The organism is Pseudomonas sp. FYR_7 (assembly GCF_043106155.1).
GTDB lineage: Bacteria > Pseudomonadota > Gammaproteobacteria > Pseudomonadales > Pseudomonadaceae > Aquipseudomonas > Aquipseudomonas parafulva_B.
Genome location: NZ_JBICMI010000051.1, coordinates 13,133 through 24,940, shown reverse-complemented (window position 1 = coordinate 24,940; position 11,808 = coordinate 13,133). Strand labels below are relative to the sequence as shown.

Genomic DNA, 11,808 nt, shown 5'->3' with positions numbered 1-11,808 from the left:
CCATGCGCTACGACCCCCGCGAACTCACCGACGAAGAGTTGGTGGCGCGCTCGCATGAGGAGCTGTACCACGTCACCCGCGCGTATGAGGAACTCATGCGTCGCTACCAGCGAACCCTGTTCAACGTGTGTGCACGTTATTTGGGGAACGACCGAGACGCGGACGATGTCTGTCAGGAAGTGATGTTGAAAGTGCTCTATGGCCTGAAGAATTTCGAGGGAAAATCCAAATTCAAGACCTGGCTTTACAGCATCACCTACAATGAATGCATCACCCAGTACCGCAAGGAGCGCCGCAAGCGCAGGTTGATGGATGCCCTGAGCCTGGACCCCGTCGAAGAGGCGTCCGAGGACAAGGCACCCAAGGCTGAAGAAAAGGGCGGGCTGGACAAGTGGCTGGTCCATGTGAACCCGATCGATCGGGAAATCCTGGTGCTGCGATTCGTCGCCGAACTGGAGTTTCAGGAGATCGCGGACATCATGCACATGGGGCTCAGCGCGACAAAAATGCGTTACAAGCGTGCGCTTGACAAGCTTCGGGAGAAATTTGCCGGTCTCGATGAAACTTAACGACCAGCAAATATCTCTAACGAACCGGCGAGTTCTGCTAGACTCGCCGACGAGTTGTCCCCCCGGTTTTGGTGGGACTGCTTAACTATCACCAGATGGGGATTTAACGGATGAAACTGAAAAACACCTTGGGCTTGGCCATTGGTTCGCTCGTAGCCGCCACCTCGATTGGCGCTATGGCACAAGGCCAAGGCGCCGTCGAAACTGAAATCTTCTACAAGAAAGAATTCTTCGACAGCCAGCGTGACTTCAAAAACGACGGTAACCTGTTCGGCGGCTCCATCGGTTACTTCCTGACCGACGACGTTGAACTGCGTCTGGGCTACGACGAAGTCCACAACGCTCGTGGCGACGACGGCAAGAACATCAAGGGCTCCAACACTGCCCTGGACGCCGTTTACCACTTCAACAACCCGTACGACGCCATCCGTCCGTACGTTTCCGCTGGTTTCTCGCACCAGTCGATCGGCCAGACCGGCCGCGGTGGTCGTAACCACTCCACCTTCGCCAACGTTGGCGCTGGCGCCAAGTGGTACATCACTGACATGTTCTACGCCCGTGCCGGCGTTGAAGCTCAGTACAACATCGACCAGGGCGACACCGAGTGGGCTCCAAGCGTTGGTGTTGGTCTGAACTTCGGCGGTAGCCCGAAGAACCAGGCTGCTCCTGCACCTGCTCCAGTTGCTGAAGTCTGCTCCGACTCCGACAACGACGGCGTTTGTGACAACGTCGACAAGTGCCCAGACACCCCGGCTAACGTCACTGTTGACGCCGACGGCTGCCCGGCTGTTGCCGAGGTCGTTCGCGTTGAGCTGGACGTCAAGTTCGACTTCGACAAGTCGGTCGTTAAGCCAAACAGCTACGGCGACATCAAGAACCTGGCTGACTTCATGAAGCAGTACCCACAGACCACCACCGTGGTTGAAGGTCACACTGACTCCGTAGGTCCAGACGCTTACAACCAGAAGCTGTCCGAGCGTCGTGCTAACGCTGTCAAGCAGGTTCTGACCCAGCAGTACGGCGTAGAATCCAGCCGTGTTGATTCGGTTGGCTACGGCGAAACCCGTCCGGTTGCTGACAACGCCACCGAAGAAGGCCGTGCTATCAACCGTCGCGTTGAAGCTCAGGTAGAAGCCCAGGCCAAGTAATTGGTTTGAAGCCTCATGAAAAACCCGGCCTCGGCCGGGTTTTTCTTTGCCTGCCTGACAGCACGTGATGTCTAGCAGGCAAGCACTGGTATAAGGCCCAACCAAGGCAGTGTTTGCCTGCTACACATTTGTCTATACGTTCACCTGCAGCAAACCTGCAGGCCAACATCGGGCTGTCCTGTCCCGTCAGCGATAGCTATAATCGCCCCCTCACTCACCCCGAGTCTTGTCTGCCCATGTATAACCTGGCCCGCCAGCTGCTGTTCAAACTGTCACCGGAAACTTCTCATGATCTGTCGTTGGACCTGATCGGTGCCGGCGGCCGACTTGGCGTGAACGGCAAGCTGTGCAAGCGCCCGGCCTCATTGCCGGTGAAGGTCATGGGCCTTGATTTTGCAAATCCGGTAGGTCTGGCGGCTGGCCTGGACAAGAACGGTACGGCTATTGACGGCTTCGCCCAGCTGGGTTTCGGGTTCGTCGAGATCGGCACCGTCACGCCTCGCCCGCAACCGGGCAACCCCAAACCGCGCCTGTTCCGCTTGCCAGAGGCAACTGCCATCATCAACCGCATGGGTTTCAATAACCTGGGTGTTGATCATCTGCTGGGCCGTGTTCGCGCTGCACGTTATACGGGTGTGCTGGGTATCAATATTGGCAAGAACTTCGACACCCCCGTCGAGCGTGCGGTGGACGACTACCTGATCTGCCTGGACAAGGTCTACAGCGCGGCCAGCTATGTCACGGTCAATGTCAGCTCTCCAAACACACCGGGGCTGCGCAGCCTGCAGTTCGGGGATTCGCTCAAGCAATTGCTCGATGCCTTGGCAGAGCGGCGGACGCAGCTGAGCGTGCGCCATGGCCGGCACGTTCCCTTGGCCATCAAGATTGCCCCTGACATGAGCGATGAAGAAACGGCACTGGTAGCCGCTGCGCTTGTGGAGTCAGGCATGGACGCGGTCATCGCGACCAATACCACGCTCGGGCGTGAGGGCGTGGAGGCGCTGCCCTATGGCGGCGAAGCGGGCGGACTCTCAGGTGCGCCAGTGCGCCAGAAAAGCACGCGTATCGTCCAGGTATTGGCCGGTGAAATGGGCGGCAAGCTGCCGATCATCGCAGCTGGGGGCATCACGGAAGGAAAGCATGCGGCAGAAAAAATCGCCGCAGGTGCGAGCCTAGTGCAGATTTACTCAGGCTTCATCTATAAAGGGCCGGCACTCATTCGTGAAGCCGTGGACGCCATCGCCGCCATGCCCAAGCGGTAAGCCCGCCAATAAAAAAGGGCCCCTTTAAGGGGCCCCTGGGCCTCAGCCCGACGCCCTGGTGGGGCGTGCCTGGTAAATCGGGTAAATGTCCTCTATCAGCCTACGGCGTGATTTTCGTTGAGCCTGTGGATACCGGCGGTGCCAGTCATACCGTCCCAGTTGTCACCGCGGCCCTCCCGCCAGCCATTGATCCAGGCTTGACGAACAGATGGCAGGGTAAAGGGGCAAAGCTCCCGGGATTTGCCGGTGACTCCATATTGGTAGCCACGTGAAAATGCTCTTTCCAACGGATCACGCTTAAGTCTTCTCATAGGGTGTTGCCCTCACTTGTTGACTGTAATGTCCCGTCGGCCTCCTGGAGGCCGGGCAGAATCGTTCTGCCGGTGTGGGCTCGCTGCCGGCGTCGCGAGCCTGAAGTGCCGCTTCGTTGCGATGCGACCTGTGCTCAGTTCTAACCAATGCGGGTGACGGTGGGAATGATCGATTTGTCATAAGCACGTAACCTTTCCAAGGGTCAGGGGATAAGTAAATAAATGCGACTCATCCTTATTCCCGCTGTAAGCCTGCAGAATCAAGGGTTCGTCGAAGTTTGACGCCATTTTGCCATCGCCCTTGCGATGCGTTTGAAATAGCTCGAAATGCGACGAAGGGTCACATCGGCCCCGGCTTCGCAAGAATTTTATGTACTGCTCGATGATCTAAGCTGTCTGTGCCGTCGGGCAGAGATGGGTAAGTCGGGCGGCCCGGTCATCGCGCCTCCGCAAGGGGCAGATGGCCACTTGCACACCTGTTGAAAAGGCGTGCAGGTAAACAGGGCGTTGCGATGCGTCGCAGCGCCAGTCTAATAGCCCTAATGTGCTGGATAACTCATGTCGGACCGTTTCGAACTCTACCTCACTTGTCCCAAAGGCCTTGAAAGCCTGCTTGCAGAAGAGGCCCGCAGCCTGGGTCTGGACGAGGTCCGTGAACACACCTCGGCCATCCGCGGGGCTGCCGACATGGAGACCGCCTACCGCTTGTGCCTGTGGTCTCGGTTGGCAAACCGCGTATTGCTGGTACTCAAGCGTTTTTCCATGAAAAACGCCGACGACCTGTATGACGGTGTCAACGCCGTGGAGTGGGCTGATCACCTGGCCGCCGATGGTACCCTGGCAGTTGAGTTCAGCGGTCATGGGTCGGGAATCGACAATACCCATTTCGGCGCCCTCAAGGTCAAGGATGCCATTGTCGACAAACTGCGCAACCGTGACGGGCTACGCCCGTCGGTGGAGAAGATCGACCCGGATGTGCGCGTCCACCTGCGTCTTGACCGGGGCGAAGCGATCCTGTCGCTGGACCTTTCCGGCCATAGTCTGCATCAGCGGGGCTATCGCCTGCAGCAAGGTGCAGCACCGCTCAAGGAAAACCTCGCCGCCGCGGTGTTGATTCGCTCCGGCTGGCCACGCATCGCGGCCCAGGGCGGCGCACTGGCCGACCCCATGTGTGGTGTCGGCACCTTCCTGGTCGAGGCGGCCATGATCGCCGCGGACATCGCTCCCAACCTCAAGCGTGAGCGTTGGGGGTTCACGGCGTGGCTGGGCCATGTGCCCGCGCTCTGGCGCAAGGTGCATGAACAGGCGCAGGCGCGCGCCGAGGCTGGCCTGGCCAAACCTGCATTGTGGATCCGCGGCTATGAAGCCGATCCGCGCTTGATCCAGCCAGGGCGCAACAACGTCGAGCGTGCAGGCCTGAGCGATTGGGTGAAGATCTATCAAGGCGAAGTGAGCACATTCGAGCCGCGCCCGGACCAGAACCAGAAAGGCTTGGTCATCAGCAACCCACCCTACGGGGAGCGTCTGGGTGACGAAGCCAGCCTGCTTTACCTTTACCAGAACCTTGGCGAACGCCTGCGTCAGGCATGCATGGGTTGGGAAGCTGCCGTCTTTACCGGCGCTGCGCAGCTGGGCAAGCGCATGGGCCTGCGTAGCCACAAGCAGTACGCATTCTGGAACGGTGCACTGCCCTGCAAACTGCTGTTGTTCAAGGTCCAGCCGGACCAGTTCGTCACCGGCGAGCGCCGGACCGAACAGCCGCAAGCCCCGCAAGCACACGAGCCGGCGCCATTGGCCAGCGAGCCTGCACGCCTGTCCGAGGGTGCGCAGATGTTCGCTAACCGCCTGCAGAAAAACCTTCGGCAACTGGGCAAGTGGGCTCGCCGCGAACAGGTCAGCTGTTACCGTCTGTACGATGCGGATATGCCCGAATACGCCCTGGCTGTAGACGTGTATCAGGACTGGGTGCACGTGCAGGAATACGCGGCACCGCGTTCGATCGACCCCGACAAGGCACAGGGTCGTCTGCTCGACGCGCTGGCAGCCATCCCCCAGGCCCTTGGTATTTCGCCACAACGCGTAGTGCTCAAGCGCCGGGAGCGTCAAAGCGGAACCCGCCAGTACGAGCGCCAGGGCACGGAAGGTCGTTTTCAGGAAGTGTCGGAAGCTGGGGTCAAGCTGCTGGTCAATCTTACCGACTACCTCGATACCGGCCTGTTTCTGGACCATCGGCCGATGCGCGTACGCATTCAGCGTGAGGCGGCCGGCAAGCGTTTCCTGAACTTGTTCTGCTATACCGCGACGGCGACTGTACATGCCGCCAAAGGCGGGGCGCGCAGCACCACTAGCGTCGACCTGTCGAAAACCTATCTGGACTGGGCGCGGCGCAATTTGGCGCTCAACGGCTTTTCAGAGCGCAATCGTCTGGAGCAGGGCGATGTCATGGCGTGGTTGGAGGCCGAACGTGAAAGCTACGACCTGATCTTCATCGACCCGCCCACGTTCTCCAACTCCAAGCGCATGGAAGGTGTGTTCGACGTCCAGCGCGACCACGTTCAGTTGCTGGACTTGGCGATGGCGCGTCTGGCCCCAGGTGGCGTGCTGTATTTTTCCAACAACTTCCGCAAGTTCCAGCTCGACGAGCACCTGTCTGCTCGTTACGCCGTGGAAGAAATCACCGCCCAGACGCTTGACCCGGACTTCGCCCGCAACAACCGCATCCACCGTGCCTGGAAGCTGCAGTTGCGTTGATGCGCCGTTGCCTGTGCCCTTGCAGGGCACAGGCCGTGCAGGTCACTTGGCGGCTGTACTGGCGCCTGCGCTGGGCTGGCGGTAGAGGTCCAGCAGCACCTGGTCAAGCACTTGAGAGGCGCCCCACGGTTTGGGGTCGTTGAGGATAGCAGCCACTGCCCAGGTATGGCCGTTGCTGTCACGGCTGAAACCAGCGATTGCGCGTACGGTGTTGAGCGTACCGGTCTTGATGTGGCCCTCACCGGTCATGGCGGTACGCTTGAGCCGTTTGCGCATGGTGCCATCCATACCCACCAGCGGCAGCGAGCTCATGAACTCGGCAGCGTAAGGGCTTTTCCAGGCCGCTTGCAGCATGGCTGCCATCTCACGAGTGCTCACGCGCTCGGCCCGGGATAGGCCTGAGCCGTTTTCCATCACCAGATGCGGTGCAGTGATGCCTTTCTTGGCCAGCCACTGGCGCACGACACGCTGCGCGGCACGGGCGTCATCGCCATCGGCATCGGTCCGGAACTGGGCACCCAGGCTCAGGAACAGCTGCTGAGCCATGGTGTTGTTGCTGTACTTGTTGATGTCACGGATGATTTCGACCAAGTCCGGTGAGAATGCACGCGCAAGCAACCGGGCGCTTTTGGGCACGTTTTCGATGCGATCGGCACCTTGGATGGTACCCCCCAGCTCGCTCCAGATGGCACGTACCGCACCGGCGGCATAGGTCGGGTGATCGAGCAGCGAGAGGTAGGTCTGGGAGTTGCAGCCATCGCCCAGTTGACCACTGACCGTCACGGTGATGCCGTCCGGCTGTGGCACGGGGTTGTAGCGTACGTCGCCGGCGCAGTTCTTGCTGTTGATAGCCTTGACCTGATTGTCTATGCGAATGCTGGCAATCGGTGGCTCCACGGCAACGCTGACCCTGCCGCCATCGTTGCGCGCCACGAAGCGCAAGGCCTTGAGATTGACCAGCAATGCGTCAGGCTTCACCAGGAACGGCTTGTTCTGATCACCCCCGTCGTCATTGAATTGCGGAAGATTGGGCTGCACGAAATGGCTGCGGTCGAGCACCAGGTCACCTGTAATGGTGCGCACACCGTTGGCGCGCAGGTCACGCATCAGCAACCACAGCTTTTCCATGTTCAGCTTCGGATCGCCTCCACCTTTGAGATAGAGGTTGCCGTTGAGTACACCGTTGCTGAGCGTGCCGTCGGTGAAGAACTCGGTTTTCCACTGGTAGGTCGGCCCCAGCAGCTCCAGGGCAGCATAGGTGGTGACCAACTTCATGGTCGAGGCAGGGTTCACGGACACGTCGGCGTTGAACACCGTGGCTGTGCCGGGGCCATCCAAGGGCAGCATCACCAATGACAATGCCGTGTCTTGTAGCTTATTAGCCTTGAGTGCCTGCTGCACCTTGGGTGGAAGGCTTGTATTGACCGCAGCGGCCTGGCTGGTCAGGGCCAAAGGCAGCAACAGGCCGGCGAGTAGGATGGGGCGGAGCGTTTTGATCATGATCAACGGATACCCTGCAAAGAGGAGAAAGGGCATTGGGGCTGTAGAGGAATGATGGCCCCAGAACGAATGCACACGCATTATGCCCCAAGCCCCCCGGGGTTGCGCCAGTTCGATGCACATGGGTTTCACATCGGACCGCTACGGTGAGTTTGTTCTGCACTGCGGCTTGTGTGCAGATCCGAAAGTAAAAAGGCCACCCCTGGGGGTGGCCTTCTGCGAACGAACCCGACAGAGATTACTCTGCCTTGTTGATCGGCTTTTCCGGGTACCAGGCGTCGAGCAGTGGGCTGACTTCGACCTTGGTCAGTTCGCTGCGGCCTTTGAGCCAGCTTTCGACGGCAGCGCGCTGCTCTTCGGTGACCGAGCCACGCTTGACCGAGCACACCAAGCCGTAATCGTCACCGCCGACATAGTCGAGGCCGTTGGCATCCATGGCTTCGGCAAGGAACGCGTCGAGGAATGCATCGATTGCCTGGTCATCCAGATCCTCTTTGAATTCCAGGTTCAGCTCGAAGCCCAATTCCTGAAACTCGTCGACACACAGCTTTTTGCGCAGACGACGGGAGCGGTTTGTGGCCATGAAACAATCCTCTTAGGTAATAACGCCGCGCAGTCTATCAGTTAACACGTCCGGTTGCCCGCCTGCGTGCACGTGGTTGTCGACAAGTCCAGCGTCAGCGCTCGGTGCACACGGCGCATGTGCCTGGCCAGGGCTTGTCGTCGCACTCGCACTTGGGCAGGGGTGAGGTCCTCACTTTCAAGGGCGGCGCAGGCCCGCATCAGCGCTGCCGCTTCCAGCATGCGTGCTGCGCTCAGGATTTTGTGCGCTTGGGCGGCGATGGCCTGTTGATCTTGATCAGGCTTCAGGTCCATCAAGAGCGTGAAGTCTGTCTCCAGGCTTCGTTGCAGCGTCTGCAGGAATCGCAGATGATCAGCCGGGTCATGCCCAACCACCGCGTTGAGTCCATCCAGGCAATAGGGTTTGCGTCGGTTCTTTTTTCGGCGCTGCATGTTCACTGCTGCAAGGTGCTGACTTAGGGTGCTGAGGCTGATGGGTTTGAGCAGGCAATCGTCCATGCCCGAGTCAAGGCATTTGCGCCGTACCTCGGGTTGTGCGTTGGCGGTGTAGCCCAGGATCGTGCAGCGTCTGCGTCCTGTTCGTTGCTCTTCGGCACGTACCGCAGTCGCCAATTGGTAGCCGTTCATGTGGGGCATGTTGCAATCGAGTACCAGCACATCGAAGTCGCCTGCACGCCATGCCGACAGGCCTTCGCGACCGTCCTCAGCCGTCGCGTGCTGCAGCCCGAGGTAACCGAGCTGCTGCGCCATCAGTTGCAGGTTAGCAGGGTGATCGTCGATCACCAGCACTTTGAGGTGAGGGTCGGGTGTCAGCAAGCGTTCGGCAGCTGGTACCGGTGCCGATTGCACTGCAGTGTCGGCCTGTTGCAGCGGCATCTTCACCCGGACTTGTGTGCCCAGGCCTTCCAGGCTCTTGATACTGAGGTCGGCTCCCATCATTTCGCAGAGTGTGCGGCAGATAGTAAGGCCCAACCCGGTGCCGACGCGTGCGCCCTGGCTGTGCGGGTTCGCCTGAACGAACGGATGGAATAGCCGTTCTATGTCGTCCGGGCGGATACCAATGCCACTGTCGCGCACCTCCATGTCTAACAGCGAGCTGGCGCTGTCTTCGTTCTGTAGTAGCTTGGCGTGGATGCGTACCTGCCCGTGCTCGGTGAACTTGATGGCATTGCTCACCAGGTTGGACAGCACTTGCTTGAAACGCAAGGGGTCCAGCAGGACATGACAACGTGCCGCGGGCTCGATGATGACTTCCAGCGCCAGTCCTTTCTGCCTAGCCTGGCCTTCGAATATGCGCCCTACCGACTCGAGCAATTCAGCCAGGTCGACCACTTCAGGGACCAGCGTGAGGTGCCCTGACTCTATGCGCACGATGTCCAGGATATCGCCAATCAAGCCAAGCAGGTCCTTGGCCGAATGGTGGGCCAGCTGAAGGGCGCCGCGATCGACCTGACCCTGTTCGGCGCGCTTGACGGCGAGTTCGAGCATGCCGATGACTGCGTTCATGGGCGTGCGGATTTCATGACTGATGGTGGCCAGGAACGTGCTCTTGGCCCGGTTGGCGTCATCGGCCTGCTGCTTGGCTTGACGCAACTCGTTGACCAGCTGGCGGCGGTCGCTGATATCGATCCATCCGCCAATGATGCCCTGTACCTCGCCCAACGAATCCCGGTAGGGCAGGATCCAGTGGTAGATGGTGATTTCCCGGCCCTTGATGCGCAAGGGACGGTCCATGATCAACGGCGTACCAGCCGCCATCACCTTGGCGTAGTCGTTCTGGATTTGTCGGGTCTGTTCGCAGTCGGCAAACAGGCTGCTCTCCAGTTGCTTGCCCAGGACCTCCTCGGCGCTGGCCTGGACCGCTTCGAGGTAGCTGTAGTTGCAGCTTTGCAGGCAGCCTTCGCGATCACGGACGTACATCGGGTGTGGCGTACCGTTGAGCAATGCGCGCATGAATGCCACCTGATCGTTCAGGGCGCGCTCTGCTTGCTGGCGTTGACGGATCTGCAAACGCAGGCGGGCATTCCATAACAGGGCCAGCAGCAGCAATACCGCCGCACCCAGGGCTACCAATACCGTCAAGCGGCGCACCCCCTCGCCCTTGGCATCTTCGAACAGGGTGAAGCCTCGCCAGCGGTTGTTGATTACCCCCAGCTCTTCAGGTGAAATGCTCGAAAGTGCCTTGTCCAGTATTGAAATGAGGGTTTTGGAGGGGGTACTGGTGGCCATTGCATAACTGGCAGGTTCGCTGCCCACTGTGGTGCGGATGATCAGGTCGGGATTGCTGGCCAAGGCATGGTTGGCGTCGATCAGTGTGGTGATGACCGCATCCACTGCTCCGCTGTTGAGCAGGGCCATGGAGTAGTACGAGCTTTCCGTTTCTATCCAGCCAATTTGCGGGTGGTAGCGCGAGAGCATGGTGTCCAGGGCGCTGTAGCGCGTGATTGCGATCCGCTTCCCACGCAGATCGTCAAGCGAAGTGGCTGCCGCGTTGTCCTTGTGATTGACCAGCACGTAGGTGCTGTCCAGATATGCCTGACTGATCTGCAGATCGTTCTGGTCGATGCCGCCGCTTGCCAGTGCAGCGATCACATCGGCGCGCCCGTCCTTGACCCGGGCAATCATGTCCGCGATGCCACTGGCCCGTTGCACCTCGAAACGCAAGCCCGTACGCAGGCTGATCAGTTCCAGCAGGTCGGCGGTGATGCCGCGGAAATAGCCCGATTTGTCGAAGTAGGACAATGGCGCCGCCGTACCGTCGACAACGACACGCATGACTGGATGACGCTGCAACCACTGCTCTTCGGTACGCGTCAGTCGAAGCTTGCGGTCGGTCAAAAGCAAATCGCTGCCTGCACTCCAGCGTTTGAATATGCTCGAACGCAGGGCGGGGGACTGACTGTCGAGCGCAGCATTGACCAGCGCGAGCAGTACCGTGTCTTGCTTGCGTAGGGCGAAGCCGAAGCCAAATGCTTCATGGTTGCCAAAGCTGGCCATACGCAGCCTTGGCAGGTGCCCGCGGTTGAGTTGATAGTGGGTGGAAATCGTGTCGCCGATGAAGACATCGGCCTGGCCGAACGCCACCGCATTCAAGGCTTCGCTGGATGATCCGAAGGCCAGGACCTTGGCATCGGGATAGACACTGAGTACTTCTTTCCTGGGCAGGTAGTGATACAGCATGCCAAGGCGCATGCCCGCCAGGCCAGTGTCCAGCGCCCGATGTTCGTCCTCTCGCGTGACCAGCACGGGTTGGTCGATGGCGTAGGCGTGCGACAGCACCACGCCTTCATAGTTGGCGTCATAGCCGTTGGCACTGCCTAGCAGATCGATGTCGCCTTGTTTGAGCGCCTGCAGCGCCGCTTGGCGGCTTGGATAGCGCAGCACGCGTACCGGCAGGTCAAGCGCCTTGCCCAGCAGGCTGGCGTACTCTGCGGTAAGGCCTTGGTAGTCGCGCCCCCCACTGCTGATGTCAAAAGGTGGATAATCCGGGGCAGAGGTGCCGACCACCAGTTCGTGGCGAGCATTCAGCCATTGCTGTTGTTCAGGGGTGATCGCAGGCATGGCGGGCCGTGCGGTGGAGCGAGCGACCAGGGACAGCTGGGACGCGCCTTGCTGCCCGGCGTTCGCCAGGTTGCCTGGCAGTGTGGCGACCAGGAGCAGGAGGGCGATAAAACGTGCCATGGAG

At 59.9% G+C, this 11,808-nt stretch carries 8 protein-coding genes; 4 read left to right on the top strand and 4 right to left on the bottom strand.

All coding sequences use genetic code 11. The features are described 5' to 3' along the window. Positions 1-2: 2 nt before the first annotated feature. The 3 genes from sigX (at position 3) to ACF8R3_RS12955 (ending at position 2,979) form a co-directional block, all read left to right on the top strand. Positions 3-569, top strand: coding sequence for an RNA polymerase sigma factor SigX (sigX, locus tag ACF8R3_RS12965; protein WP_023533721.1), 567 nt, complete (start codon positions 3-5; stop codon positions 567-569). Positions 570-679: 110 nt separating this feature from the next. Then, a complete protein-coding gene (locus ACF8R3_RS12960; protein WP_023533705.1) occupies positions 680-1,717 on the top strand; it encodes an OmpA family protein in 1,038 nt (345 codons plus the stop codon). Positions 1,718-1,953: 236 nt separating this feature from the next. Beyond that, positions 1,954-2,979, top strand: coding sequence for a quinone-dependent dihydroorotate dehydrogenase (locus ACF8R3_RS12955; RefSeq protein WP_058637637.1), 1,026 nt, complete (start codon positions 1,954-1,956; stop codon positions 2,977-2,979). Between the two features lie 95 nt (positions 2,980-3,074). Here ACF8R3_RS12955 and rmf read toward each other — a convergent pair whose 3' ends face one another. Next, on the bottom strand, positions 3,075-3,290 hold the full coding sequence (rmf, locus tag ACF8R3_RS12950) for a ribosome modulation factor (RefSeq protein ID WP_023533691.1): 216 nt from the start codon (positions 3,288-3,290) through the stop codon (positions 3,075-3,077). A gap of 558 nt (positions 3,291-3,848) precedes the next feature. On the opposite strand from rmf, the gene rlmKL reads away from it, so the two are divergent. Further along, complete coding sequence (gene rlmKL / locus ACF8R3_RS12945; RefSeq protein ID WP_196121918.1) at positions 3,849-6,041, top strand: bifunctional 23S rRNA (guanine(2069)-N(7))-methyltransferase RlmK/23S rRNA (guanine(2445)-N(2))-methyltransferase RlmL; 2,193 nt, start codon at positions 3,849-3,851, stop codon at positions 6,039-6,041. 42 nt (positions 6,042-6,083) lie between these two features. Here the strand turns inward: rlmKL and dacB are convergent, their stop codons facing one another. The 3 genes from dacB to ACF8R3_RS12930 form a co-directional block, all read right to left on the bottom strand. Continuing rightward, positions 6,084-7,541: a D-alanyl-D-alanine carboxypeptidase/D-alanyl-D-alanine-endopeptidase gene (dacB, locus tag ACF8R3_RS12940; RefSeq protein ID WP_058637687.1), complete on the bottom strand. Its 1,458-nt coding sequence runs from the start codon at positions 7,539-7,541 to the stop codon at positions 6,084-6,086. 238 nt (positions 7,542-7,779) lie between these two features. Next, positions 7,780-8,124, bottom strand: a complete 345-nt coding sequence (locus tag ACF8R3_RS12935) for a YggL family protein (protein ID WP_023533709.1) — start codon at positions 8,122-8,124, stop codon at positions 7,780-7,782. Positions 8,125-8,165: 41 nt separating this feature from the next. Then, the gene (locus ACF8R3_RS12930; RefSeq protein WP_145256358.1) at positions 8,166-11,804 is read right to left on the bottom strand and encodes an ATP-binding protein; all 3,639 of its coding nucleotides are present in this window, start codon (positions 11,802-11,804) and stop codon (positions 8,166-8,168) included. Positions 11,805-11,808 lie beyond the last annotated feature (4 nt).

What these genes read in the sequence shown, in the direction of transcription:
- sigX (WP_023533721.1), top strand. Translation starts at nt 3, where the DNA reads ATGCGCTACGACCCCCGCGAACTCACCGACGAAGAGTTGGTGGCGCGC.
- ACF8R3_RS12960 (WP_023533705.1), top strand. Translation starts at nt 680, where the DNA reads ATGAAACTGAAAAACACCTTGGGCTTGGCCATTGGTTCGCTCGTAGCC.
- ACF8R3_RS12955 (WP_058637637.1), top strand. Translation starts at nt 1,954, where the DNA reads ATGTATAACCTGGCCCGCCAGCTGCTGTTCAAACTGTCACCGGAAACT.
- rmf (WP_023533691.1), bottom strand. Translation starts at nt 3,290, where the DNA reads ATGAGAAGACTTAAGCGTGATCCGTTGGAAAGAGCATTTTCACGTGGC.
- rlmKL (WP_196121918.1), top strand. Translation starts at nt 3,849, where the DNA reads ATGTCGGACCGTTTCGAACTCTACCTCACTTGTCCCAAAGGCCTTGAA.
- dacB (WP_058637687.1), bottom strand. Translation starts at nt 7,541, where the DNA reads ATGATCAAAACGCTCCGCCCCATCCTACTCGCCGGCCTGTTGCTGCCT.
- ACF8R3_RS12935 (WP_023533709.1), bottom strand. Translation starts at nt 8,124, where the DNA reads ATGGCCACAAACCGCTCCCGTCGTCTGCGCAAAAAGCTGTGTGTCGAC.
- ACF8R3_RS12930 (WP_145256358.1), bottom strand. Translation starts at nt 11,804, where the DNA reads ATGGCACGTTTTATCGCCCTCCTGCTCCTGGTCGCCACACTGCCAGGC.